Source organism: Streptomyces sp. NPDC040410, from assembly GCF_055595715.1.
The window spans coordinates 19759-44978 of sequence record NZ_JBVIVK010000020.1 but is presented as its reverse complement, the minus strand read 5'-3'; the positions used below and the strand labels follow the sequence as shown (position 1 = coordinate 44978).

The window sequence follows — 25220 nt, the reverse complement described above, 5'->3', positions numbered from 1 at the left end:
ACTCAATGTGCCTGTCCCGGGGAGGGGTGTCAAGGGGTCCGTGACGCAAGGAAAACGGCCCCGGAACACGGCAGTGCCCGGCGGGCGGTGCACACCTGCGCACCGCCCGCCGGGCATGTCCGACCGACTCTTTCGGCTCTGCTCTACATGACCGCTACTTGATCCAGGCGTCGACCTTGTCGCGGTTGGCGTCGACCCACTTCTTCGCCGCCGCCTCGGGAGACATCTTGTCCACCGCGATGTACTTGGCCACCACGTTCTGGTCGTCGTTCGTCCAGTTGAAGTTCTTCACCAGGTCATAGGCCGGGCTGCCCGACTTGGCGAACTCGGCACTGACGATCTTGTCGAGCTCGTAGACGGGATAGTCACAGGCGACCTTGGCCGCATCCGCGTCACAACCCGCCTTGTACTCCGGCAGGTTGACCTTGACGAGCGGCACCTCGGAAAGGAACCACTGCGGCTCGTAGAAGTAGCCGATCACCCATTCCTTGTTCTTCTCGGCCTTCCGGAAGGCCTGGATGAGCGCGGTCTCGCTGCCCGCGTACACCACCTTGAAGTTCAGCTTCAGGTTCTTCACCAGCGCCTCGTCGTTGGTGACGTACGACGGGTCGCCGTCGAGGAGCTGGCCCTTGCCGCCCGACTCGGAGGTCCTGAACTTGGAGGCGTACTTGTCGAGGTTCCTGTAGTCGGTGATGTCCGGGTATTCCTTGGCCAGCCACGGCGGCACGTACCAGCCGATGATGCCCTTGTTGCCGGTCTTGCCGGCGTCCACGGCGGTCTTCTGCTGGGTGATGTACTTCTTCTTCAGGTCGTCGTGGCCCCAGTTCTCCAGGACGGCGTCGACCTCGCCCGTCCCGAAGCCCTGCCAGGCGATCTCTTCCTTGAGGTCCTTCTTGGTGACCGTACAGCCGAGGTCGTGCTCCGCGACGTACGCGACGACCGCCGCGTCAGCCTCGTAGCCCACCCACGGGTTGACGGCGAGGTTGAACGTGCCGCACTTGGCGGAGCCGCCCGAGCTGTCCGAACCCGAGGAGCTGTCACCGACCTTCGCACCGCCGCAGGCGGTGAGAGTGAGCCCGATGACCGTCACGACGGCCGTGCCGGCGGCGCCGACTCTCCACTGTCTTGCTTGCCTTGCCATGGTCAGTGCTCCTTATACGCTCGCGCGTCGCGCCGCTGCCTGAGTGATCCGGTCGAACATGACTCCGAGCAGTACGATGGCGAGCCCCGCCGCCAGCCCCTTGCCGTACAGCTCTCCCTGCGAGAATCCGGCCACGACGTCGTAGCCGAGGGCGCCCGCACCTACGAGGCCGCCCACAACAACCATCGACAGCACGTAGATCAGGCCCTGGTTGGTCGCGAGCGTCAGGGCACTGCGTGACATCGGCAGTTGAACCTTGGTGATGATCTGCCAGGTGCTGCACCCGGCGGACGTGGCCGCTTCGACGGTGGTCCCGGGCACGGCCCGCACCCCATCCGCGATGATCTTGATGGCGACCGGCGACGCGTAGACGACGGCGGCGACGATGGCCGTGAAACGTGTCGCACCGAACAGCGCGAGGAACGGGACGAGATAGACGAACGGCGGCATGACCTGCGCCGCGTCCAGGGTCGGCCGCAGCACCCGGTCCACCAGCAGGCTGCGCCCCATCATCACGCCGAACACGACACCGAGCACCATCACCAGCACCGTCGCGACGAGGGTCGACGCCAGCGTCGTCATGCTGTCCGACCACAGGCCCGTGCCGACCAGCAGGCCCACGCACACGGCCGACGTGACGCCGGCGCGCCAGCCTCCGAGCACCGCGCCGAGCGCGATCAGCACCGCGCCGACGAGCCACCACGGGGAGTCGGTGAGCAGCGACTGGAACGGGTTGAGCAGACCGTTGGTGATGCCGTCGCGGAAGGCGTTGGTGACGCCCGAGAGGCTGTCCTGCGCCCAGGTGGTCGCGGTGTCCGCCGCGGTCGCGACGGAGCTGCCGATGGCGCCGTCGCCGGGGAACTCCGCCGCCCACACGTAGGTGTGGGACATGTACACGAGGACGGCGGTGACGATCCCGCCCGCGGCCAGCAGCGGCCGCCGCCAGGCGACGAAGCGGCCGCCCGAGCGCCGGGCCGCCTCCGCGCGTGCGCTCGCCGCGGTGGTGACCCGGTCGAGGACGATCGCCATGACGACGATGGCGAGGCCCGCGTTGAAGGCCGTACCCACGTCGAGCGACTGCAGTGCCTGCACCACGGTCTTGCCGAGTCCGGGCGCGTCGATCAGGGCGGCGATGGTCACCATGGCCAGGGCGGCCATGATCGACTGGTTGACGCCCATCACCACGGTCCGTTTGGACATGGGCAGCAGGACCTTCAGCAGCGCCTGCCGGCGTGTCGCCCCCAGCGAGTCGGCGGCCTCGGCGGTGGTCTCCGGTACCGAGCGGATGGCGTGCGCGGTGATGCGGATCGCCGGCGGAGCCGCGTAGATCACGGTGGCGATGGTGGCGGAGGCCCCGCCGATGAGGAAGAACAGGGTCAGGGGGGCCAGGTAGACGAAGGTCGGCATCGTCTGCATGAAGTCCAGGAAGGGCGTCACGATCCGGTTGAACCGGTCGGACAGCCCCGCCCACACGCCCAGCGGGATCGCGAACAACAGCGCCACGAAGACCGCGGAGAGGGTGAGGGCCAGGGTGTCCATGCTCTCCTGCCACAGGCCCTGCAGCCCGAAGAAGGTGAAGCCGGCCACGGCCAGCAGCGCCACCCGCCAGTTGCCCACGGCCCAGGAGACGTATCCGGCGATGCCGACGACGCCGAGCCAGCCGATCTGCGGGACGGGGCGGCCGTCGGTGGGCTGTGAGATCACGTCCTGGATGAAGGTCACCAGGTTGTCGATGACCAGACGGATCTCGTTGAAGAAGTAGAGAAAGAGCGGGTTGGAGTTGCGGTTCGCGCCGATCGAGTCGTTGGCGTCGTTGAACCACCGGTGCAGATCAGTGAGATCCGCGGCCGCCAGAGTCAGGGTCTGCTTCCCGCGCAGCACGGCGAAGAGCACCAGCCAGCCGGCCAGGATCGCCGCCACCACCATGCCGCGGCTGACTCCGCGTTCGCGGGCGACGGGCGCGGCCTGGGGCGCGGCGTCCGTCTTCTGAGGTTGCTCGGGTTTCTCTACGGCGATGGCCATCACATGTCGCCTTCCTGCCCGGCGACCACCGCGAGGATCTCCTCGTCGCCGACGATGCCGAGCAGCTTGCCGCCTTCGACGACCTTGACCGGCTTGTCGGCCGCCAGCACGGCCCGGGTGGCTTCCCGCACCACGACGTCCGGGCCCAGCTCGGGACCGTCCAGGGCGTCGCCGTCCGCCGGCGGGCGCATGATCCACCGCAGGGTGAGCACGTCGCCGCGCGGCACGTCCTTGACGAATTCGCGTACGTAGTCGTCGGCCGGGGCGCCCACCAGCTCGTCGCCGGTTCCGCACTGCACCGTCCTGCCGTCGCGCATGATCAGGATGCGGTCGCCCAGCTTGAGCGCCTCGGAGAGGTCGTGGGTGATGAACACCATCGTCTTGCCGACCTCGTGGTGCAGCCGGATGACCTCGTTCTGCATGTCGCGGCGGATGAGCGGGTCGAGCGCGGAGAACGGCTCGTCGAAGAACAGCACGTCCGGATCGCCCGCCAGCGCCCGGGCGAGGCCGACACGCTGCTGCATACCGCCGGAGAGCTGGTCGGGGTAGGAGTTCTCGTATCCGGCGAGGCCCACCAGTTCGACGACCTCCAGGGCCCGCCTGGTGCGCTCGGACTTGCTCATGCCGCGGATCTCCAGGCCGAAGGCCACGTTCTCCACCACCCGGCGGTGGGGCAGCAACCCGAAGTGCTGGAAGACCATGGAGAACTTGCGGCGCCTGAGGTCGCGCAGGCGTTTGTCGTCCGCCTCGCGGATGTCCTCGCCCTCGAAGACGACCTCGCCCGCGGTGGGTTCGATCAGCCGGGTCAGACATCGCACCAGCGTGGACTTGCCGGAGCCGGACAGGCCCATGACGACGAAGACCTCGCCCTTGCGGACGTCGAAGTTCACGTCGCGTACGGCGGCGGTGCATCCGGTGCGGTCCATGAGCTCGCGGCGGGTGAGACCGCACAGCTCCTCGGAGTCCGGTACCCGGTCGGCCTTCGGCCCGAACACCTTCCACAGCCTGCGCACGGATATGACCGGCGTGCCGTCCGAGTCCTGGGGCGTGCCGCGCCGCTGCGGCACCTCGGTCTGTGTGGGGGTCACGATCGACCTCTTTTCGGCGTTCAGCCGCGGAACCAGTGCTGCGGCCGGGGTTGGATGTTCTGCCAGATGTGCTTGGGCTCTCGGTACTCGTCCAGGCCGGTGGGTCCCAGCTCCCGGCCCACGCCCGAGTGCCCGAAGCCACCCCATTCCGCTTGGGGCACATAGGGGTGGTAGTCGTTGATCCACACCGTGCCGTGGCGCAGCCGCCGGGCGACCCGCTGGGCCTTTCCGGCGTCCTGGGTCCAGACGGCGCCGGCGAGTCCGTACTCGGTGTCGTTGGCGATGCGTACGGCGTCGTCCTCTCCGGTGAAGCGCTCCACGGTGAGGACGGGGCCGAAGGACTCCTCGTGCACCACGCTCATGTCCTGCCGGCACTCGTCGAGCACCGTGGGCGGGTAGTAGTGGCCGTTCGCGAGCGCGGGGCCGTCGGGCCTTTCACCGCCGCAGCGCAGTACCGCGCCCTCGGCGAGGCCGGCCGCGACATACGCCTCGACCTTCTCCCGGTGCCGGGCGGAGATCAGCGCGCCGGTCTCCGCCTCGGGGTCGAAGGGGCCGCCGAGTCGGATCTGCCGGGCGCGCCGGACGACCTCGTCGACGAAGCGGTCGTGCAGCGAGTCCTCGACGATCAGGCGGGCGCCGGCCGAGCAGACCTGTCCCGAGTGCAGGAAGACGGCCGTGAGGGCGAAGTCCACGGCCGTCTCGAAGTCGGCGTCGGCGAAGACGACATTGGGATTCTTGCCGCCGAGCTCCAGCGCCACCTTCTTCACGGTCCCCGCGGCGGTGGCCATGATGCGCCTGCCGGTCTCGACGCCTCCGGTGAAGGAGACCATGTCGACGGCGGGGTCCTCGGAGAGGGGTGCGCCCACTTCGGGCCCGGTACCCAGCACCAGATTGGCGGCGCCGGCCGGGAGACCGGCCTCCTCCAGTGCCTTCATCAGCAGGATCGAGGTGGAGGGGGTGAGCTCGCTGGGCTTGAGGACGATCGTGTTGCCCGCGAGGAGGGCGGGCGCGATCTTCCAGGACGCCTGGAGCAGCGGGTAGTTCCAGGGGGTGATCAGTCCGCACACGCCGATCGGTTCGTACACGACGCGGCTCACGGCGTCGTCGCGGCCGGTGTCGATCACCCGGCCGGCGTCGGTGCCGCCTAGCCCTCCGTAGTATCGGAGGCAGGAGACGACGTCGGCGATGTCGTACTCGCTCTCCACCAGCCGCTTGCCGGTGTCGAGCGATTCGGCGCGGGCGAACTCCTTGGCGTCGCGCTCGATGAGGTCGGCGGTGCGCAGGAGCAGCGCGCCGCGCTCCCGCTCGGGGGTGCGCGGCCAGGGGCCCCCGTCGAAGGCGCGGCGGGCCGCGGCGATCGCCGCCTCGGTGTCGGGACGCGTCCCCTCCGATACGGTCGCTGCGAGCGTGCCGTCAGCGGGACAGCGGATTTCCCGGCGGCCTCCGGCCTCCGGCTCCCGCCACTCTCCGTCCACATACAGGTCTGCCACGCGCCAAGCCCTTCAGCCGAAATGCGTTGCGCATCGTGCATCCAATTGCTTGTGGTGGAACACCTTGGCGAATGTGCAGACATACGTCAAGGGGTTGACGGATGACGATTCAGCAAGAGGCCCAGTGGCCCTTCTCTCTTGACCGAGGGCCCCATGGGGGCAGACCATGTTGCGCATCGCTCACTGAGTTGTGCAATACGCACCGACGGAGGCCGACGTGTCCCCTAAGTCCCCTCGACCGCAACCTGGCCGTGAGTACGTCCTCACTCTCTCGTGTCCCGACAGCGCCGGACTGGTCCACGCGGTGAGCGGCTTTCTCGTCCGGAACTCCGGCAACATCCTGGAGAGCCAGCAGTTCGACGACCGGCTCCAGGGCCGCTTCTTCATGCGGGTCCACTTCGACGTTTCTGATCCGGACGCGGATCTGGAATGTCTGCGTCACCGGTTCGGTCCCGTCGCCGAGGCCTATCGCATCTCCTGGACCCTGAGGGACGCGTCCACCCCGACGCGGACGCTCATCATGGTGTCCAGGTTCGGCCACTGCCTGAACGATCTGCTGTTCCGCCGGCGCACCGGCGCGCTCAACATCGAGATCCCGGCGATCGTCTCCAACCACCGGGACTTCGAGGGACTGGCCGACACCTACGGCATCCCCTTCCACCACATCCCGGTGACCAGGGACACCAAGGCCGAGGCCGAGGCACGGCTGCTGGAGCTGGTGCACGAGCTGGACATCGACCTGGTGGTGCTGGCGCGCTACATGCAGATCCTCTCCGACGACCTCTGCAAGCAGTTCGAGGGCCGCGCCATCAACATCCACCACTCCTTCCTGCCCAGCTTCAAGGGCGCGCGCCCGTACGAGCAGGCCTACGACCGCGGGGTGAAGCTCGTCGGCGCGACGGCGCACTATGTGACACCGGACCTGGACGAGGGGCAGATCATCGAGCAGGACGTGGTCAGGGTGGACCACTCGCTCGACCCCGGCGAGCTGGTCACGGTCGGACGGGACGTGGAGGCACAGGTGCTCGCGCACGCCGTGAAGTGGCACAGCGAGAGCAGGGTGATGGTGGACGGCGACCGTACGGTGGTCTTCCGCTGAGGGGAGACGGGCCGAGCGCCGGACGGGCGGATCCAGCCCGTCCGGCGTTCGAGGACGAGGCCCACCGCGCACCTGCGCCACCGCTCAGCCCTCCAGCCGTTGCAGCGCGGCGCGGCGCCAGCGTTCCGTCTCGGCGATCTGGTTGAACGTGAACAGGTGGAGGCCGGCCACCCCCGCCGAAGGCGCGGTGAGGGCCCGCTCGGTGCGTGCCAGCAGCCGCTCCGGCGAATAGCCGCCCGGCGCCGCGAACCGCACGAACCACGACGCGTGCTTCGTCAGGAACCGCGTCGACTCACCCACGCCGATCTTCGCCGCCATCGACAGCAGCTTCGCCCGCTGCACGGGCCCCGCGACGCCCACGTGGACGGGCAGAGTCACGTCCCGGCGGCGTATCCGGGCGATCCAGTCCCCCAGCACGCGCGAGTCGAAGCAGAGGTTGCTCACGATGTACGTGGCGTGCTCGCGCTTGTCCCACATCGACTGGATGGTGACGTCGTCATGGATCAGCGGATGACTCTCGGGGTACCCGGTGACGCCGACATGAGCGAAGGGCCTGCCCAGCTCGCTCAGCCTGCGCAGCACCGGTAGCGCCCCGTCGTAGGCCCCGGCCGGCGGGTCGGCGTCGCCGGCCGGGACGAAGACGTCGTCCACGCCCGCCTCGCTCAGCCGCTCGACGACCTCCTTCAGGTGCGCGTCGTCCCGCAGCAGCCGCGCGGGCACATGCGGGACGACGCGGTGGCCGTGCGCCGCGAGCCGGGTGGTGAGGTCGAGGGTGGGCTCCAGACCCTTGACCGGCGACGCCGTCACGGTGACGACGACGTCGCGCGGGACATGGGCGAGGACCTTGTCCTCGGTCGCCTTCGCGGGCAGCACCTCGTAGCGGACGCTGTGCAGCAGCGCCCGCAGGGCCTGTCCAGACCCCGCTCGGCCGCGCTGAACGGCCCTGTCCTGTGAAGCCGGCCTGATCCGGAAGACAGGCCCTCGTCCCGCGGCGCCCAACGTCTACCCCGCCTGCTTCTGGGCGTCGCGGTGGCGGTAGTACGCCGCCTTGGACGCGGGCAGCGGCTCCTTGCCCAGGATCAGGTCGGCCGCCTTCTCGGCGATCATCATCACCGGCGCGTAGATGTTGCCGTTGGTGACGTACGGCATCACGGAGGCGTCCACGACGCGCAGGCCTTCCAGGCCGTGCACGCGCATGCTCGCCGGGTCGACGACGGACATCTCGTCGGTGCCCATCTTGCAGGTGCAGGACGGGTGCAGGGCGGTCTCGCCCTCCTTGGCGACCCAGGCCAGGATCTCCTCGTCCGTCTCCACCTTCGGCCCGGGCGAGATCTCCCCGTCGTTGTACGGGGCCATCGCGGGCTGGGTCAGCAGCTGACGGGCCACGCGGATCGCCTCGACCCATTCACGGCGGTCCTGGTCGGTGGAGAGGTAGTTGAAGCGCAGGGCCGGCTGCTCGCGCGGATCCCTGCTCTTGATCTTCACCGAGCCGACGGCATCGGAGTACATCGGCCCGACGTGCACCTGGTAGCCGTGGCCGCCGGCCGGCGAGGAGCCGTCGTAGCGGACCGCGATGGGCAGGAAGTGGAACATCAGGTTGGGGTACTCCACGTCCTCGTTGCTCCGGGCGAAGCCGCCGGCCTCGAAATGGTTGGTGGCGGCCGGGCCCTTGCGGAAGAGCCACTGCAGTCCGATGAAGGGGGCGCGCCACTTCGCCATGTACGGCTGCATGGAGACCGGCTTCTTGCAGGCGTACTGGACGTAGACCTCCAGGTGGTCCTGCATGTTCTCGCCGACGCCCGGCAGGTCGTGGACGACGTCGATGCCGAGCGCGCTCAGTTCCTCGGCGTTGCCGACGCCGGAGAGCTGCAGCAGTTGCGGGGAGTTGATCGCGCCGCCGCACAGGATGACCTCCTTGGCGCGGACCTGCTGGAGCACTCCCCGGCCACGCCGGTACTCGACGCCCACGGCCCGCTTGCCCTCGAAGAGGACGCGTGTGACGAGGGCGCGGGTCGTGACCGTCAGGTTGGGCCGCTTCCTGGCGGGCTTGAGGTACGCCTTCGAGGCCGACAGGCGGCGCCCACGGTGGATATTCCGGTCGAACTTCGCGAAACCCTCCTGACGGTAGCCGTTGACGTCGTCGGTGGGCGCGTGGCCCGCCTCCTGGGTGGCCTTGAGGAAGGCGGTGAAGAGCGGGTTGGTGGCGGGGCCGCGTTCGAGGACGAGGGGGCCGTCGTGGCCGCGGAACTCGTCGTCCGGATCGGCCGCGAGACAGTTCTCCATGCGCCGGAAGTACGGCAGACAGTGCGCGTAGTCCCAGGTCTCCATCCCGGGGTCGGCCGCCCAGCGTTCGTAGTCCATGGGGTTGCCGCGCTGGAAGATCATGCCGTTGATGCTGCTGGAGCCGCCCAGCACCTTGCCGCGGGCGTGGTAGATGCGCCTGCCGCCCATGTGGGGCTCGGGCTCGGACTCGTACTTCCAGTCGTAGAACCGGCTGCCGATCGGATAGGTCAGCGCCGCGGGCATGTGGATGAAGACATCCCACGGGTAGTCGGACCGGCCGGCCTCCAGTACCAGCACCCGGTTCGCCGGGTCCGCGGAGAGCCTGTTCGCCAGTGCACTGCCGGCCGATCCGCCGCCGACGATGACGAAGTCGTATTGCAGGGGAGCCATGGTGCCTCGTCTCGCTCGCGCCGTAGATACGCGAGGCATGCTAATACGAGTAGCGCTATACGCACTAGGTTGCGTTGAACGCAACTTGCACTCTCGCGGTTTCGACTCTGTTACTTGCCATGGTGTTGTTTACTGCGCGTATAGTTTCGCTGTGAGCAACTACAGTCCAGATACCGAAACGTCAAACCCGCAGTCCGGCGGAGTTCAGTCGGTCGACCGCGCCATCAGCGTCCTGGAGATCCTGGCCCAGCGCGGCGAGGCGGGAGTCAGCGAAGTGGCCGCGGAGATCGATGTTCACAAGTCCACCGCGTTCCGCCTGCTCGGCGCCCTGGAGGCGCGCGGTCTGGTGGAGCAGGCGGGCGAGCGCGGCAAGTACCGCCTCGGCTTCGGCATCGTACGCCTGGCCGGCGCCGTCACGGGACGCATCGACATCACCCAGCAGGGCCGCCCCGTCTGCGAGCGCCTCGCCGAGGACATCGGCGAGACCGTCAACATCGCCGTGATGCAGGAGCACTACGCGATCAACCTCTACCAGGTACGCGGCCCGGGAGCGGTGACCGCGCACAACTGGGTGGGCCAGCTGACCCCCCTGCACGCCACGTCGAGCGGCAAGATCCTGCTGGCGCATCTGCCCGCCGAGGAGCGCACCGCGGTGCTGTCCGAGGCCGGCCTGAAGAAGGTCACCCCGCACACCATCACCGCGCGGGCGAAGCTCGAGAAGAACCTCGCCGAGGCCAGGGAGCGCGGCTACGCCTACACCCTGGAGGAGCTGGAGGTCGGTCTGCACGCCATGGCCGCACCGATCCGCAACCGGGACGGAGAGGTCGTAGCGGCGCTCAGCGCCTCCGGGCCCTCGTACCGGTTCACCGAGGACCGCCTGCACGAGCTCGCTCCGGTGCTGCTCAAGGGCGCGGAGGAGATCAGCCACCGGATGGGCTACCTGGGCTGAGCGGGCCCCGCGAACGACCCGCCGCTACCGCGGCTGCCGGGTGCCCAGGCGCTCGTGCACCCAGTCGTGGAAGGCACCGATGTGGTGCTCGCTGGGCACCAGGACCCCGCCCTTGGCGTACATCCGGGAGCTCATCCCGGGCTGCGTACGCTCGCAGGCCTCGAAGTCCTGGCGGTTGACCCGGTCGAAGAGCTCCACGGACCGGCTGACGTCCTTGCCGCCGTCGACGACGTGGGGGAGGTAGAGCCAGTCGCACTCGACGATCGTGCGGTCGACGGCCACCGGGTACATCCGGTGGAAGATCACATGGTCGGGGACGAGGTTGATGAAGACCTGGGGCTTGACGGTGATCGCGTAGTAGCGGCGGTCCTGGTCCTCGGCGACCCCGGGGATGCGGTCCAGGCCCGCGGAGCCGTCGACGGTGAAGCCCTGGACCTCCTCGCCGAACTCGGCGCCGTGGCCGACGTAGTACTGGGCGGCGTAGCCGTCGGCGAACTCGGGGAGCACCTCGGTGAGTTCGGGGTGGATCGTGGCGCAGTGGTAGCACTCCATGAAGTTCTCGATGATGAGCTTCCAGTTCGCCCTGACGTCGTAGACGATGCGCTTGCCGACCGAGAGGTTGTCGATGTCGTAGTGCTCGATCGACTCGACGTCGCCGAGGCGGCCGACGATCTCGCCGACGACGTCCTCCTCGAAGGAGGGCGGGTTCTCCGCGAGGCAGACCCAGACGTAGCCGAGCCATTCCCGGACGGCCACGCTCACCAGGCCGTACTCGGTGCGGCCGACGTCGGGCATCTTGGTGAGGTTGGGCGCGGCGACGAGCTTGCCGTTCAGGTCGTACGTCCAGGCGTGGTACGGGCACTGGAACGCCCGCTTGACCTCGCCGGTCTCCTCTGTGCAGATCTTGGCGCCGCGGTGCCGGCAGACGTTGAAGTAGGCGCGGATCGAGTTGTCCCGGGCACGGGTGACGAGGATGCTCTCGCGGCCCACGTCGACTGTACGGAAGGCGCCGGGCTTGGCCAGTTCGCAGGCGCGCGCGACGCAGAACCACATGGTCTCGAATATGCGCTCCTGTTCCTGGGTGAAGATCCCCGGATCCGTGTAGGAGGAGCCGGGGAGGGTGGCGATCAGGCTGTCCGGCAGGCTGGTCGAGGTCACGGTGCACTCCTCGGGGAACGTCGTGGAGGGGTCATTCACGCGCCGGGAAGAGCGACTCCGGACGGCGTTGTGTATGAAGCAACGCTGCGCGCTATGTGCAACCGCAGCATGGGATGCCGTTTGGGCGGTGTCAAGACGTCGCGACGGCGAGCTGCTTGCGCCAGCGGGTGAACAGCCGCGGCTGGTTCATCCCGAGCACGGCGACCGGACGGCCGGCACGCCGGTAGACGGCCAGGACGTTGCGGTCGTCCGGGGCGCCTTCCTCGATCGTCACGCTGTCGGCGCCGGCCGCGTGACCGGCGAACTGGATCTTCACGCCGTACTGGTCCGACCAGAAGTACGGCGGCCGGGGCACGCCCGGTTCCACCGCACCCCAGGCCAGCAGCGCGGCGACGGCCGCATCGGGGCGTTCACGCGCACCGGTCCAGTGTTCGACGCGGCGGTGGGCGCCCGCACGGGGGTCGTACCAGGAGGCGCAGTCACCGACCGCGACCACGCCGGCCACGCTGGTGCGGCCGTCCGCGCCGCACTTGACGCCGTTGTCGAGCGCGACGCCGGATCCTTCCAGCCACTCGACGCACGGGCGTGCGCCCACACCCACCACGACGATGTCGGCGGGGATGCTGCGGCCGTCCTCGAGCAGGACGGCGTCGACTCTCTTCTCCCCGCTCAGCCCCTTGACGCCCACGCCGCACAACAGCCGCACGCCGTGGTCCGCGTGGAGAGCGGAGACGATGCCGCCCATCGTCTCGCCGAGCGGTCCGGCGAGCGGCGTCGGGGCCACCTCGACCACCGTCACGTCGAGCCCGAGGGCGCAGGCGGTGGAGGCGACCTCGGCACCGATGAACCCGCCGCCGATCACGACCAGCCGTCCACCCCGGGCCAGTTCGTCGCGCAGGGCGCGGGCGTCGTCCAGGGTGCGCAGGACGTGCACTCCGGCCAGGCCCTCGGAACCGGCCAGGGTGCGCGCGGCGGCACCGGTCGCGATGACGATGCCGTCGGCCCGGACCTCCCGTCCGTCGGCGAGCAGTACGGTGCGGGCCGAGCCGTCCAGTCCGGTGGCGCGGACACCGAGCAGCCACTCCGCCCTCAGGTCCTCGTCGTCCGTCTCCAGCGCGAGATCCGCTTCGCCGATGGTTCCGGCCAGGAACTCCTTGGACAGGGGCGGCCTGTCGTACGGGCGGTGCGGCTCGTCACCGATGACGACCAGCCGCCCGCCGTACCCCTGCTTCCGCAGTGAGCGCGCCGCCGACAGCCCGGCCAGCGAGGCGCCGACCACGGCAACGGTCCTCACGCGGGACCACCGGCGAGCCGGGATGCGACGCAGGGCGGCAGGTTGGGGGCTTCCGTGGACACGCGGACATAGATCATGCCGTCCTCGACGAGGACCTCGTGCGTCCGGACCGGGAGCTTGGCCGGCGGGGCGTCGACGGCGCCCGTCCTCAGGTCGAACTTCGAAGCATGCAGCGGGCATTCCACCTCGCAGCCCTCCAGCCAGCCGTCGGCGAGCGAGGCGTCCTGGTGGGTGCAGGTGTCGTCGACGGCGAAGACCTCGCCGTCGTCGGTGTGGAACACCGAGACCGGCGGATCGGTGTCGAGCCGGAAGGCCTCGCCTCGCGGGAGATCCGCGAGGCGGCACGCGGGAATCATCATGACACCTCGGTGCGTATAGCGAAACGGATTGCGGTAAGCGCAACATCAGTCTGCGGGCGGCCACAAACCCTTGTCAAGGCATCCAGAGGGCGGGCTGAGCGGCGGGGCGGCGTTGCATCATGCAAAACTCGCTTCGCATTAAAAAACAGCAACCCGCCACTTCGGCTCGCGGGGGCCGCGAGCCGAAGGGCGGGCGCGTAGGGATCGGTGGAGGTCAGAAACCGCGGTCGATCCACTCCTGAAGGTGCGGGGCCTCGGCGCCGATGGTGGTCGCCTCCCCGTGCCCGGTGTGCACGACGGTATCGCCCGGCAGAGTCAGCAGCCGGCCCCGGACGGAGTCGACGATGGTCGGGAAGTCGCTGTACGACCTCCCCGTCGCCCCCGGCCCGCCCGCGAAGAGCGTGTCACCGCTGAAGAGGGCCGCCAGGGCCGGCACGTACAGGCAGACAGCGCCGGGGGCGTGGCCGGGCGTGTGCAGCACGGTCAGCTCGACGCCCGCCACGGTCAGGACCTGGCCGTCGGCCAGTTCGCCGTCGGGCGCCCTCTCGGGATGCGTCTGTTTCCACAGCGGCAGGTCGTCGCCGTGCAGCAGGATCGGGGCGCCGGTGCGCGCCGCCAGGTCGGGCGCGGCGTCGATGTGGTCGTTGTGGGCGTGGGTGCACACGATGGCCCGCAGGATGCGGCCGCCCAGGGCCTCGGCGATCGCCTCGGCGTCGTGTGCGGCGTCGACGACGACGGCCTCGGTGTCGTCGCCGATGATCCACACGTTGTTGTCGACGTCCCAGGTGCCGCCGTCCAGCGAGAAGGTCCCGGAGGTCACGAGGTGGTCGATGCGGGCACCGGCCATCACAGCACCACCACCGAGCGCAGCACATCGCCGCCGTGCATCCGCTCGAAGGCCTTCTCGACCTCGTCCAGGGCGATGGTCTCGGTCACGAAGGCGTCCAGGTCCAGCCGGCCCTGCAGATAGAGGTCGATGAGCATCGGGAAGTCCCGGGAGGGCAGGCAGTCGCCGTACCAGGAGGACTTCAGCGCGCCGCCCCGGCCGAAGACGTCGAGCAGCGGCAGTTCGAGCTTCATCTCCGGGGTCGGTACGCCGACCAGGACGACCGTTCCGGCCAGGTCGCGGGCGTAGAACGCCTGCTTGTACGTCTCCGGGCGGCCCACCGCCTCGATGACGACGTCGGCGCCGAATCCGCCGGTCAGCTCGCGGATCGCCTCGACCGGGTCGGTGTCCTTGGAGTTGACGGTGTGGGTCGCCCCCAGCTTCCGGGCGGTGGCCAGCTTGCGGTCGTCGATGTCCACCGCGATGATCTTCGCCGCGCCTGCCAGATTCGCCCCGACGACCGCCGCGTCCCCGACGCCGCCGCAGCCGATGACCGCCACGCTGTCCCCGCGTCCGACGCTGCCGGTGTTGATCGCCGCACCGATGCCCGCCATCACGCCGCAGCCCAGCAGCCCGGCGGCGGCCGCCGACGCGGCCCGGTCGACCTTTGTGCACTGGCCCGCCGCCACCAGCGTCTTCTCCGCGAACGCGCCGATGCCCAGCGCCGGAGACAGCTCGGTGCCGTCGAGCAAGGTCATCTTCTGCTTCGCGTTGTGGGTGCTGAAGCAGTACCAAGGCCGTCCGCGCAGACAGGCCCGGCACTGCCCGCACACGGCACGCCAGTTCAGGATGACGAAGTCACCCGGGGCGACGTCGGTGACGCCCTCCCCCACCGACTCCACGACACCCGCGGCCTCATGTCCCAGCAGGAAGGGAAAGTCGTCGTTGATCCCGCCCTCGCGATAGTGCAGATCGGTGTGACAGACCCCGCAGGCCTCGACCTTCACCAGCGCCTCCCCCGGGCCGGGGTCGGGCACGATGATCGTCTCCAGGCTGACGGGGGCGCCCTTCCCCCGCGCGACGACAGCACGGACCTGGTGCGTCATGGCCACTCCTCGGCTGGTACGAGAACTGAGTCTGATGTTGCTCATTACGGCACGTATCTCACGTGCCGCAACACAGCATCGTGGAGGGCCGTCCAGGGGTCAAGGTTCGACGCACAGAGTGAGGCGCCCGGCGGGCACAGGTTTACGTCGCCCGGATGCGGTGAGGCGCGCAGGATGTCTCACAGCTACCCCGCGGCCGTCACTCCGGCCAGACCGGCACCCGACTCCACGGATTCCCCGCCTGGCACCCAGGCAGCGGCGGTGCGGCGCGACGCGTTCTTCGACAATGCCAAGTACCTGGCCATCGTGCTGGTGGCGACGGGACACGCATGGGAACAGTTGCGGGACGGCAGCAGGGCCGTCTCCGCGCTCTACCTGTTCGTCTACGCCTTCCACATGCCGGCGTTCATCGTCGTCTCCGGCTACTTCTCACGCGGTTTCGACGCCCGCCCGGAACGGATCAAGCGGCTGCTGACCGGACTCGTCGTCCCGTACGTCGTCTTCGAAACGGCGTACACCCTCTACACCCGGTGGACCGACCAGGCTCCCGGCCGCCCGGTCAGCCTCCTGGAGCCCCTGTACCTGACGTGGTTCCTGGCGGCGCTGTTCATCTGGCGGCTGACCACCCCGATCTGGACGAACGTGCGTCGGCCGTTGCCGCTCGCACTCGCTGTCGCGATGCTGGCCTCCCTGGCCCCGTCCATCGGCGACGACCTCGACCTCCAGCGCACCCTGCAGTTCCTGCCCTACTTCGTGCTGGGCCTGTGCCTGAAACCCGCCCACTTCGACCTGGTCCGCCGCCCGGCGGTGCGCGTCCTGGCGGTGCCGGTGCTGGCCTGCGCGCTGGGCCTGGCCTACTGGGCGGTTCCCCGGATGAGCACCGCCTGGTTCTACCACCGCGACAGCGCGCGGGAACTCGGCGCGCCCGACTGGTACGGACCCGTGATGACGCTGGTCCTCTTCGGCTGCTCACTTCTCCTCGTCGCCTGCTTCCTCGCGTGGGTGCCCCGGCGACGCATGTGGTTCACCGCGCTGGGCGCGGGCACCCTGTACGGCTACCTGCTTCACGGCTTCGTCGCCCAGGGCGCCGGCTTCTGGGGCTGGTACGACCCCGCCTGGGTCCACGAACCGCTCGGCGAGATCACCGTCACCGTCGTCGCCACCGCGGTCGTGACCGCACTGTGCACCCCGCCCGTACGACGCGTCTTCCGCTTCGCGGTGGAGCCGCGGACGGAGTGGGCGTTTAGACGGGACGCCAGGCCGGCGGCGTGACACATGCCCTGCCCGCCGGCCGTTCCTGGAATGCGGCGTTCTCCACCCACGGGCAAGAGGTCCTTGCTACGTTACTTGACCCAAGCGTCGCGCCTGACGAGTGCGACGACAGCACCCTGTGGGCGCGTGAGGGGGAACAGTGACTACAGGCGTGACCATCAGCCTTGCCGGTGACGGGGCGGACCACGAGGAGCTCTTCTCGCTTCTGGATCATCTCACCGATGAGGAGGAACTCGCGGGCCTGGTGACCCATTCGCCCGGTGAACGCCAGCCCGGCACGCTCGGCGGGCAATTGGGGACACTGCTGCTGACGCTGGTGTCGACCGGTGGAGTGACGGCCGCGGCAGCGCGCGTGCTGACCACCTGGCTGCGCACACGCAATGACAGCCTCACGATCAAGGTGACCAAGGCGGACGGGACTTCCATCCGTCTGGGCGCAAGGAGTCGTTCAGCGGACCACGACGAACGGATCATCAACGAATTCCTTCGCTCCGCCCCGTCCGACACCCCCTCATGAGCGGTCCGCTCACGACGGCCAGGACGCTGAGGGCGGTCGTGATCGCCGGTACCGGCGCACCCGACGGGGCAGGAACAGACCGCACCGACGAGACGGCCATCCGCTACGCCGCGAGGTCGCTGGAAGTGACTCTGCTGGAACGGTGCGGTGTGCCAGAGGACCGGCTGGAGATCCTCCTCGGCCCCAGCGCGGCGGAGGCGAACGCCCGGCTGAGCGAGATCGCGGCCACGGCTCGGGCGGCCGGGGACTCCCTCCTGCTGTTCTACATCGGCCACGGCCAGGCGGGAGCGCGCGGAGAGCTCCACATGCTGACGGACGACGCGGCGCACACGGCACCGGAAGAACACGGCTGGTCGTTCCGGATGCTGAGCCGGGCGCTGGAGCGGACGGGTCCCCCCGGCACGGCCGTCTTCCTGGACTGCTGCTTCTCCGGGCGCTCCCGCAAGAACCTGCGGAGCTTACGGTACGAGCCGTTCTCCTCGTCCCTCCCCCACGGCTGCTACGTCCTGGCTGCGGTGGGCGACGTCCCCGCGGCCATCGCTCCCGACGGTCGCGGCACCGCCTTCACCAACGCCCTGGTGAAGCTGCTGACCATCGGGGACCCGCGGCTGGGCCGCCACATCACCGTCAGGGACAGCTGCCAGCGGCTCGGGAGCATCCTGCCCGACGCGGGGTATCCACCGCCTGCCCAGTTCTCGTCCGGTACCGCGGGGGACATCGTCCTCGCCGAGAACCGCAGCAGACCGACGGTCGTTCCGCAGGGCGTGGAGCCGCCCGACGAGACGGTCGAGTACTGCCCGTATCTCGGCCTGGAATCGTTCGGCCCGGGGGACGCGGGCCTGTTCTTCGGCCGCGGCGAAGTCGTCGACCTGCTCGTCGCCACCGTCCGCGGTCTGCGGGAGCGCCGGGGCATGGTGACCGTAGTGGGCGCCTCGGGAGCGGGAAAGTCCTCGCTCGTGCACGCCGGTCTGGTGCCGGCGCTCGAGCACGCGATGGAGGGTGTCTGGCTGCATCGCTCGCTCACTCCCGGTCCGCGGCCTCTGAACTCTCTGGCGACGGTCCTCGCCGACGCGTCGGGCCTGACGCCGCACGAGGTGGAGCGGCGGCTGCGCTCCCGGCCCACCTCCGCGCGTTCGCTGCTGCGCGACGTTCTGGGCACGCCGAACTCGACAGCCGACGGGCTGACACTGATCGTGGACCAGAGCGAGGAGATGTTCACGCTCGCCCGCCACCGGGACGACACCGCCGCGTTCCTGTCGTCGCTCCACGCCATGGCGCAGAGTGACCGTGTCGTCGTGGTCCTCGTCCTGCGCGCCGACTTCATCGGCCGTGCCTCGCATCCCGAGCTGTGCGAAGCGCTCCAGAGCCGGAACGTCCTCGTCCCGCCGATGGGCAACGACGCGATCCGTACCGCCGTCCTGGGGCCCGCGAGGCAAGTGGGACTGGACGTGGCTCCGGAACTCGTCGACAGGCTGCTCACCGACATCCACACCGGTAACACCGTTCGGTCGGAAGCCGACGACACCGACTCGAACCTGTCGTCGGCTCCCGGCCACGAGGCGTCCGGCGTGCTGCCGCTGCTGTCCCACGCGCTGCTCGAAACGTACAAGGGAAGAGAGGGACGGCGGCTGACGCTCGGCGCCTACGAGCGCACCGGTGGTGTCTGGCAGGCGGTCGCGAAGACGGCCGACGCGGTCTACCACAAAGGGCTGAACGGCATCCCCGACGGCCAGAAGATCGCCAAGGCCATCCTGCTGAGCATGGTCCAGCTGGGCAGGAACGCCGACGACACCCGGCGCCGGATCCGTCTCGACGACCCCGCCCACGACCTGCTGCGCTTCCCGCAGCGCCATGTCCGCGAAGTGGCCGAGCGCCTGGCGAGCGCCCGCCTGATCACCCTGGACCGCGACAGCGCGACCCTCACCCACGAGGCCGTCCTCCGCCGCTGGCCGCTGTTCCGCTCGTGGCTCGACCAGGACCGCGCCATGCTCTACCTCCGTCAGCGGGTCGTCGAGGCGGCCGCCGAATGGCACGAGGACGGCCGCAACGCCGCCCTTCTGTACCGGGGTTCGCGGCTGCAGGAGGCGGCGGAACTGGCCCGGACTCCGCGGTTCGCCTCGCAGATACCCGACCTGGTCACGGCGTTCCTCGCGGCCGGGAGGGCGCAGCAGTCGCAGGAACGCCAGTCCCGGCGACGGCTCAAGCACTTCCGGCGGGGACTGGTCGTGGCTGTCGCGCTCCTGGCCGTCGCGGCAGGGGTGGCGGCCGGCTACCTGTACTTCGAACGGCAGACCGCGATCTCCAAACAGGCCGCCGCCGGTGCACTGACGCTCAAGGACAGAGACATCCCGACCTCCATGGAGATGGCGCTGGCGTCCCTGCGCATCGACGACAACTCCACCACGAGAGGAAGCCTGCTCAGCACCGTGGCGTCACCCGGCTCGGCGGTTCTGGACACACCGGCCGCGGTCACCAGAGTGGTCGCCACGGCACGGCGTCAGCCACTGTCCGCCATCGGACTGGTGGAGACGTACAGTGCCACCCGGGGACCGCTGCGGGTGCCGGGAGTCCAGCTGTGGGACGTCTCGCGTCCGGCGCGGCCCACCCGCCTGCCCGTGTACCTGGAGGGGCCGTACGGCGCTCTGCGCGGGCTGGCCTTCAGCGAGGACGGCACGCTGATCGCCGCCGGGCAGGCACAGGGCGACGTCTGGCTGTGGAACATCGGCACCGCACGTTCGGGGACGTTCAAGGGTGTCCGGCTGGGCGGCGTCGCTTCCCTCAGCAAGGGATTCTCCGACGTCAGCATCTCGCCCGACAAGCGGTGGCTCGTGGCCACCCACATCGACGACGGGGTGCCCTGGGTGTGGGACCTGCGCGACACCGGGCACGCGTATCCGCTGACAGGACCGGACGGCGATCCGGGCTCGTTCACCGCGCACACGTTTCTGCCGCACGGTGAGCTCGTCGCGGCCGACGACCGCGGCGCCTGGCTGTGGCCCGGCGGCGCGCAGCACGCGCAGCGTCCCCGGAAGCTGGTCTCCGGGCCGCCGGGCGGACTTGGTTCCCTCGCTGTCTCCCGGGACGGGCGCACGATGGCGCTGGGGTCGCAGGCGGGACCGATAGTGCTGTGGTCACTGAAGGACCTGAACCGTCCCCGGCTCCAGGGACGACAGCTCGTCGGCCACGTCAACACCGTGGCCGCGCTGGCCTTCTCACCCGACGGGGGCACCGTCGCGAGCGGTGGCAGCGACGGCACCATTCGGACCTGGGACGCCGAGGACGGGCATCCGCTGAGCAGGCTTCCCCAGCCGACGAACGTCTACGGGGTCGCCTTCTCCTCGCGCGGCGGCCTCCTGACAGTCAACAGCACGGGACGGGTGCAGCTGTGGGATCTCCCGGGGCCCGTCGTCACCACCGCGAACGCGGAGATCATGTCGGTGGCGTTCGCGAACGACGGGCACACCCTCGCAGTGGGGGGTGACGACGATGCGACCTTGTGGCACGTGTCGGACAGCCATCACGCCACCTACCTGGGCAAGGCGGGGCACGTAGGCCGCGCCTCGCTCGTGGCGTTCTCGCCACGCCGTCCGCTTCTCGCTGTCGGGGGAGGCGGATGGACGTTCCAGCTCTGGGACGTCAGTGATCCCCGCCACCCGGTCAAGCAGGGTTTTCTCAGGCCCGGGATGCAGAACCAGCCCACCTCCGTCGCCTTCTCACCCACAGGGGACCTGCTGGCGATGGCCTCGAACGACGGCGGGGTGTACCTCGCCGACGTCAGCGACCCGAAGAACCCCGAGCTCTATGCGCCGATCAAGCCCACGGTGTTCAACGACCGGTTCTTCGAGGTGAAGAGGGTCGCGTTCGACCGCACCGGGCACACGATCGCGGTCGGATCGGTGGTGGGCGTCTATCTGCTCGACGTGAGCGACCCACGCCACCCGAAGAGGCTCGGCCCCGAACTGCCCAAGTCCATGCCCACCAACACCGGGCAGCTGGCCAGCTTCAGCCAGATCGCCTACAGCCCGGACGGCAACTACATCGCCGCCGGCGGAGCCACCAACGGGAAGAACAACCACTCGGTTCTCCTCTGGGACGTACACGACCGGAAGAAGCCGAGGCTCGCCGCGGAACTGTCCGGTCCTGTCGAGAACGTCAACTCGCTGTCCTTCAGCCGGGACGGCCGTCGGCTCGCCGCAGGCGGCTACGACCGCTCGGTGTGGCTGTGGGACATCAGTGACCACGACTCGCCCGAACTCGTCGGCCAGCTCCAGCAACACGGCAACGCGGTCAACTCGGTGGCGTTCGGGGCCGGTTCCCTCCTGGTGAGCGGTTCCAGTGACGACACCGCCCGCCTCTGGGAGACCAGCATCGACCGTGCCTCCGAGGACGTGTGCCGCCTCACCGGCTCGGAGGGGCTGCTCGAATCCGACTGGAAGCGCTACATTCCCCAACTCGGCTTCGATCCCCCCTGCCGCTGATGGGGTCGGCGAACCACCGAGCACCACTTCCCTGATCGGCACATCGGCTCGCCGTGCAGGAGTCGCGGCACATGCTCGCCCCGGACCTCTGCCACGGCGAGCGCGGACAGATCATGCGGTCGTACCGCGAGGGCCGGGAGGACCAGCTCGGCGCGCGCTTCCGCGCCTCCGGCCGAACGGCTACCTGGGTGTGACGTGCTCCCAGATGCGCCTGGAGTCTTCCAGTGGGTAGGGGGCGTCGGTGGGCGGTGTGTCCCAGATCCGGGTGGTGGGGTGGTCGGGTGTGAAGCGTGGCCAGCCCGGGTCGCCGGTGGCTGCGAAGGACGTCCAGGCCGTGCGGACGCGCCGGGACAGGTCGGCGAAGTCGGCGGGTGGCGGCGAGCCCAGGAACCGGGCGGCCGGGCGGGTCGTGGCGGTGTCGAAGACGAACGGGATGTCGATGCCGTGGGCGGCGCCCAGGGTGGGGCCGCGCCAGGTGAAGTCGTAGAGCCAGGTCGGGCCGCCCGCGCGTGCGTGCGCCTCGGCGACCCAGGTGGTCGGCATCCGGATGAGCGCGTCGGACAGCATCGCCGAGAACAGGTCGGCGTCGCTGAGGCCGGGATGGTTCCGGCGGTAGACGTCGGCTGACTCCTTCTCCAGCCCGACGGCTTCGGCGACGATCGCCAGGTCGACTCCCCGTGGGGGCAGCGGGCCCTGGCCCCGGTATTCCTCGTGGGTGAACCCGCAGATCAGGTCCACGTCCCGGCCTGCACCCGCCGCGAGCGCCTCCCATACCGGCCCGATCACGAGGTCGCCGTCGATGACGGGAGCGAACGCCGTGAACCCGTCGCCATCGCGCAGAGGCGCGTCCTGGATGGCCAGGAGAGCCTCGGGCGGCAGCGCGGCGATCGCGTCCCAGGTCGCCGCAACGCCGGCGGCTTCCGCGATCGTCGCGGTGACGGCCTCCGCCTCGGCCGCAGTGCGGATGCCGGAGGGGATGCTCTGGGCGATCGCGCGCCGGAACAGGCCGCGCGCGGCCGGCGCGGCGGTGAGCAGAGCGATGGAGGCGGCACCGGCGGACTGGCCGAAGACCGTCACGTTGGCGGGGTCGCCGCCGAAAGCGGCGATGTTCTCCCGGACCCATTGAAGGGCGGCGATCTGGTCACGCAGCCCGCGGTTGTCCGCGACCCCGGGCAGGTGCCCGAACCCCTCGAACCCGACGCGGTAGTTGAAGGTCACCACCACCACTCCGGAGCCGGCCAGGGCGGTGGCGTCGTACTGCGGCATGCTCGACGCGCCGTGCTTCCACAGGCCGCCGTAGATCCACACCATGACCGGCAGCCCGGCCGTGCCCGGGTCGGGGGTCCACACGTTCACGGTCAGGCAGTCCAGCCCGTCGCCGGGCTGCCACCTCGTCGGCGCCCCGGGCGCCGGCGCCAGCTGCGGTGGAGCGGCACCGAACGCGACCGCGTCCCTGACTCCGTCCCAGCCGGGCGCGGGCACCGGCGGCCGGAACCTCAGCGGACCCTCTGGAGGGGCGGCGAAGGGGATGCCCAGAAAACGTGCGTTCCCGTCCTGGGAGACCCCTCTGACCGTTCCACCGGTGGTCACCGCAACCGGATCCATCCGGCCCCTCCCTTCACAGCACGCACTGGCAGCGTACCCCTGAGGAACCGCTCTCCTGGGCGGCGGCGCATCCGCTACGGGTTGAGGGCCCGCGCCGCCGCCGTGCGGGCTCCGGCCCGGCCGGACACGGAGCACGCGCCGGCGGCGCACTCCGTGAGCCACTGGTCGAAATCGGCGTCGTAGCGGGTGCCGATGCCGGAGTTGTAGACGGCGTGTCCGCCCGGGTAGTCGCCGACGCGGAAGCGGGCGAGCATGCGGTGGATGTCCGCCGGGTGTTCCTCGAACATGTAGCGGACCGCGAGATAGCCCCAGGGGTACGTGCGGGTCACGTCGCTGTTGGCGTAGGTGTTCTGGAACAGCGTGCTGAGCCGGTAGGTGTGCTTGCCGGCCTCCGCGACCGCCTGCTCGTCGGTGATGCCGCGGTAGCCGTAGGAGACGTATTCGGCCAGGCCCTCGATCCACCAGACGTCCGGCACCGACGTCTGCTGGGTGAAGTCGCCCTTCATGTCGTACCGGGCGTCGAGGAAGTGCGTGTACTCGTGGTTGAGGTTCCAGATCCGGGCCGTGAAGCCGTCGTCGGCGTTCTTCTGGTACATGAGGGCCAACGGTCGGTTGGCGGGGTCGGACGGGTCTCCTATGAGGGTGATGCCGCCGTTGTCCGTGCTGACGCCGAAGATCGCTCCGGCGTAGGTCCGGTAGTCCGCGCGGCTGGCGAAGACGACGAGTTGGACGGCCGACAGGTACTGGCCCGGTATGGAGCCGTCGTCCTTGACGAGGTTGTGGAAGTACGGGCCCTGTCCCAGCACGTTGGCGCACACGGCGTCGAGGTCGGCGGAGTCGAGCGCCTGGGCCCGGACGGTGTGGGCCGTGTCGCAGGCGCGGGTGATCGGCAGAGCCGCACCGGTCAGCCGGCCGGGCAGGTCGCAGACGTCGTAGTACGAGCAGTTGGGGCGGTCGTGGTGATCGGCCTGCGTCGCCACCGCGACCCACAGCCCTGCCGTGGGGCCGGTGATCTTCGATGCGTTCAGCAGGTCCTTGGCCAGTGGCCGGACCGTGGCCCGCAGCGCCGGGTGTTCGATGTAGCGGGCGAGGTTCATCCCGGCGTTGGAGTCCAGGTAGGCGCGGTCGGTCCCGAGCAGGTCCAGATGCTTGAGCGCGAACGTGTGCAGGGTCCGGACGAGACCGGGGTCGGCGGCGACCGCCTTGACGTAGTCGGGGTTCCAGTTGCCGCGCCAGAGCGGGGTGTAGACGTTGTTGACGGCCGCGATCATGCTGTCGATGGGGTCGTAGGAGCTCTCGTAGCCGTTGAGCATCCGCTTGTAGATCTTGAGATGGCGGGCCTGCTGGTCGGCGCTGTCGGTGAGGATGACGACCTCTCCCAGGACATCACCGTTCCCCGCGGTGACGTCCCGGGAGTGCCGGTTGGCGAAGAAGGCGTCCAGAGCGCGTGTGGTGGCCCGGGTCAGGGGCGCGCCGTAGGGGCCGACGTCGGCCGGGTTGTTGAACTGCACGTAGTAGCCGGCCCGCAGGAACAGGACGAGCTGCCACACGCCGGACGAGTTGTCGCCTCGGTAGCGCTGTGCCTCTCTGGTGAAGGCCGTCGCCACGGTGACCATCCGGGACTGCCGGAAGATGCCGCGGGCGTCGGTACCGGCGACTGCGAACAGCGTGTTGACGCAGCCCGTGGTCGAGGCTTTGACGAACGCGACGAGAGCGGCTCCGGTCCTGCCGGCGAAGTCGGCCGGGCTGCACGAGGCCGCCTTCGGTGTGGCCGGCGTTCCGGTTCCCGTGCCCGGTCGGGGCCGGGATGGCGCGAGGGGAGGCAACTGGGCCGCGGTGAGCGGCCGGTCCTGTACGGCGGGACGGTCGGCGGCGCCCACGGTCGAGCCGGTCGGCGGCGGGGGTGGCGTCGCCTTCGGGGACCCGGCCACGGGGGTGGTGCCGTGCTGAGCCGGGGGTGCCGCGAGCGCCGGTGTCGACAGCAGGCCGGCGAGGGTGACGCAGACGGCGAGGGCGCCGGCCACGCGTCCGGGCAGCGCGGAGCGGTAGCGCATCTGGACTCCTCCACGGATGGATGCGCCTCGATACGGGTGTTGAGGCGTGTGAGGCACCGTCTCAACACCGAACCGCCCCAACAATGGCG

19 protein-coding genes are annotated in these 25220 nt (G+C 69.7%); 6 read left to right on the top strand and 13 right to left on the bottom strand.

The genetic code is table 11. From position 1 onward, the window contains the following. Positions 1-154: 154 nt before the first annotated feature. Genes ACZ562_RS30840 through ACZ562_RS30825 form a run of 4 tightly spaced genes read right to left on the bottom strand, consistent with a single transcriptional unit; the run spans position 155 to position 5741 of the window. Positions 155-1141 (bottom strand): ABC transporter substrate-binding protein, encoded by a 987-nt coding sequence (locus ACZ562_RS30840; RefSeq protein WP_471185780.1) that lies wholly within the window; start codon positions 1139-1141, stop codon positions 155-157. Between the two features lie 12 nt (positions 1142-1153). Then, the gene (locus tag ACZ562_RS30835; RefSeq protein ID WP_471185778.1) at positions 1154-3163 is read right to left on the bottom strand and encodes an ABC transporter permease; all 2010 of its coding nucleotides are present in this window, start codon (positions 3161-3163) and stop codon (positions 1154-1156) included. Beyond that, complete coding sequence (locus ACZ562_RS30830) at positions 3163-4251, bottom strand: quaternary amine ABC transporter ATP-binding protein (protein WP_471185776.1); 1089 nt, start codon at positions 4249-4251, stop codon at positions 3163-3165. Before ACZ562_RS30830 ends, ACZ562_RS30835 begins: the two co-directional genes overlap by 1 nt. A 20-nt stretch (positions 4252-4271) precedes the next feature. Further along, positions 4272-5741 carry an aldehyde dehydrogenase family protein gene (locus tag ACZ562_RS30825; RefSeq protein WP_471185773.1) on the bottom strand — a complete coding sequence of 490 codons (1470 nt, stop codon included), beginning with the start codon at positions 5739-5741 and terminating at the stop codon, positions 4272-4274. Positions 5742-5958: 217 nt separating this feature from the next. Here ACZ562_RS30825 and purU point away from each other — a divergent pair, with 217 nt between their 5' ends. Further along, positions 5959-6840 carry a formyltetrahydrofolate deformylase gene (purU, locus tag ACZ562_RS30820; RefSeq protein WP_471185771.1) on the top strand — a complete coding sequence of 294 codons (882 nt, stop codon included), beginning with the start codon at positions 5959-5961 and terminating at the stop codon, positions 6838-6840. 84 nt (positions 6841-6924) lie between these two features. Here purU and ACZ562_RS30815 read toward each other — a convergent pair whose 3' ends face one another. Further along, positions 6925-7713, bottom strand: coding sequence for a methylenetetrahydrofolate reductase (locus ACZ562_RS30815; RefSeq protein WP_471185768.1), 789 nt, complete (start codon positions 7711-7713; stop codon positions 6925-6927). Between the two features lie 129 nt (positions 7714-7842). Further along, on the bottom strand, positions 7843-9513 hold the full coding sequence (gene betA / locus ACZ562_RS30810) for a choline dehydrogenase (protein WP_471185766.1): 1671 nt from the start codon (positions 9511-9513) through the stop codon (positions 7843-7845). A gap of 151 nt (positions 9514-9664) precedes the next feature. Here betA and ACZ562_RS30805 point away from each other — a divergent pair, with 151 nt between their 5' ends. After that, positions 9665-10462, top strand: coding sequence for an IclR family transcriptional regulator (locus tag ACZ562_RS30805; RefSeq protein WP_471185763.1), 798 nt, complete (start codon positions 9665-9667; stop codon positions 10460-10462). A 24-nt stretch (positions 10463-10486) separates the two neighbouring features. On the opposite strand, the gene ACZ562_RS30800 is transcribed toward ACZ562_RS30805, so the two are convergent. The 5 genes from ACZ562_RS30800 to ACZ562_RS30780 form a co-directional block, all read right to left on the bottom strand. Then, complete coding sequence (locus ACZ562_RS30800) at positions 10487-11620, bottom strand: aromatic ring-hydroxylating oxygenase subunit alpha (protein WP_471185760.1); 1134 nt, start codon at positions 11618-11620, stop codon at positions 10487-10489. Positions 11621-11750: 130 nt separating this feature from the next. After that, entirely contained in the window at positions 11751-12914 is a 1164-nt protein-coding gene (locus ACZ562_RS30795; RefSeq protein ID WP_471185757.1) for an NAD(P)/FAD-dependent oxidoreductase, read from the bottom strand. Beyond that, a complete protein-coding gene (locus ACZ562_RS30790; RefSeq protein WP_471185754.1) occupies positions 12911-13273 on the bottom strand; it encodes a bifunctional 3-phenylpropionate/cinnamic acid dioxygenase ferredoxin subunit in 363 nt (120 codons plus the stop codon). The genes ACZ562_RS30795 and ACZ562_RS30790 overlap by 4 nt, the downstream gene beginning before the upstream one ends. A gap of 214 nt (positions 13274-13487) precedes the next feature. Continuing rightward, a complete protein-coding gene (locus tag ACZ562_RS30785) occupies positions 13488-14120 on the bottom strand; it encodes an MBL fold metallo-hydrolase (RefSeq protein WP_471185752.1) in 633 nt (210 codons plus the stop codon). Continuing rightward, positions 14120-15205, bottom strand: coding sequence for an S-(hydroxymethyl)mycothiol dehydrogenase (locus tag ACZ562_RS30780; protein ID WP_471185750.1), 1086 nt, complete (start codon positions 15203-15205; stop codon positions 14120-14122). Before ACZ562_RS30780 ends, ACZ562_RS30785 begins: the two co-directional genes overlap by 1 nt. 174 nt (positions 15206-15379) lie before the next feature. On the opposite strand from ACZ562_RS30780, the gene ACZ562_RS30775 reads away from it, so the two are divergent. The 4 genes from ACZ562_RS30775 to ACZ562_RS30760 all read left to right on the top strand — a co-directional run bounded on the left by ACZ562_RS30775 (position 15380) and on the right by ACZ562_RS30760 (position 21666). Then, on the top strand, positions 15380-16477 hold the full coding sequence (locus ACZ562_RS30775) for an acyltransferase family protein (protein WP_471185748.1): 1098 nt from the start codon (positions 15380-15382) through the stop codon (positions 16475-16477). Between the two features lie 151 nt (positions 16478-16628). Then, complete coding sequence (locus ACZ562_RS30770) at positions 16629-16994, top strand: effector-associated constant component EACC1 (RefSeq protein WP_471185746.1); 366 nt, start codon at positions 16629-16631, stop codon at positions 16992-16994. Continuing rightward, the gene (locus tag ACZ562_RS30765) at positions 16991-21472 is read left to right on the top strand and encodes an nSTAND1 domain-containing NTPase (RefSeq protein ID WP_471185743.1); all 4482 of its coding nucleotides are present in this window, start codon (positions 16991-16993) and stop codon (positions 21470-21472) included. Before ACZ562_RS30770 ends, ACZ562_RS30765 begins: the two co-directional genes overlap by 4 nt. A 71-nt stretch (positions 21473-21543) precedes the next feature. Continuing rightward, positions 21544-21666 (top strand): hypothetical protein, encoded by a 123-nt coding sequence (locus ACZ562_RS30760; RefSeq protein WP_471185739.1) that lies wholly within the window; start codon positions 21544-21546, stop codon positions 21664-21666. Here ACZ562_RS30760 and ACZ562_RS30755 read toward each other — a convergent pair. Both ACZ562_RS30755 and ACZ562_RS30750 read right to left on the bottom strand, forming a co-directional pair. Then, positions 21653-23077 carry a carboxylesterase/lipase family protein gene (locus tag ACZ562_RS30755; RefSeq protein WP_471185736.1) on the bottom strand — a complete coding sequence of 475 codons (1425 nt, stop codon included), beginning with the start codon at positions 23075-23077 and terminating at the stop codon, positions 21653-21655. The genes ACZ562_RS30760 and ACZ562_RS30755 overlap by 14 nt on opposite strands. A 74-nt stretch (positions 23078-23151) precedes the next feature. Then, a complete protein-coding gene (locus ACZ562_RS30750; RefSeq protein ID WP_471185735.1) occupies positions 23152-25131 on the bottom strand; it encodes a collagenase in 1980 nt (659 codons plus the stop codon). Positions 25132-25220 lie beyond the last annotated feature (89 nt).

Excerpts from the sequence above, each read along its gene's own strand:
- ACZ562_RS30840 (WP_471185780.1), bottom strand. The coding sequence starts at position 1,141 with ATGGCAAGGCAAGCAAGACAGTGGAGAGTCGGCGCCGCCGGCACGGCC.
- ACZ562_RS30835 (WP_471185778.1), bottom strand. The coding sequence starts at position 3,163 with ATGGCCATCGCCGTAGAGAAACCCGAGCAACCTCAGAAGACGGACGCC.
- betA (WP_471185766.1), bottom strand. The coding sequence starts at position 9,513 with ATGGCTCCCCTGCAATACGACTTCGTCATCGTCGGCGGCGGATCGGCC.
- ACZ562_RS30790 (WP_471185754.1), bottom strand. The coding sequence starts at position 13,273 with ATGATGATTCCCGCGTGCCGCCTCGCGGATCTCCCGCGAGGCGAGGCC.
- ACZ562_RS30785 (WP_471185752.1), bottom strand. The coding sequence starts at position 14,120 with ATGGCCGGTGCCCGCATCGACCACCTCGTGACCTCCGGGACCTTCTCG.
- ACZ562_RS30780 (WP_471185750.1), bottom strand. The coding sequence starts at position 15,205 with ATGACGCACCAGGTCCGTGCTGTCGTCGCGCGGGGGAAGGGCGCCCCC.
- ACZ562_RS30775 (WP_471185748.1), top strand. The coding sequence starts at position 15,380 with ATGTCTCACAGCTACCCCGCGGCCGTCACTCCGGCCAGACCGGCACCC.
- ACZ562_RS30765 (WP_471185743.1), top strand. The coding sequence starts at position 16,991 with ATGAGCGGTCCGCTCACGACGGCCAGGACGCTGAGGGCGGTCGTGATC.
- ACZ562_RS30760 (WP_471185739.1), top strand. The coding sequence starts at position 21,544 with ATGCTCGCCCCGGACCTCTGCCACGGCGAGCGCGGACAGATCATGCGG.
- ACZ562_RS30755 (WP_471185736.1), bottom strand. The coding sequence starts at position 23,077 with ATGGATCCGGTTGCGGTGACCACCGGTGGAACGGTCAGAGGGGTCTCC.
- ACZ562_RS30750 (WP_471185735.1), bottom strand. The coding sequence starts at position 25,131 with ATGCGCTACCGCTCCGCGCTGCCCGGACGCGTGGCCGGCGCCCTCGCC.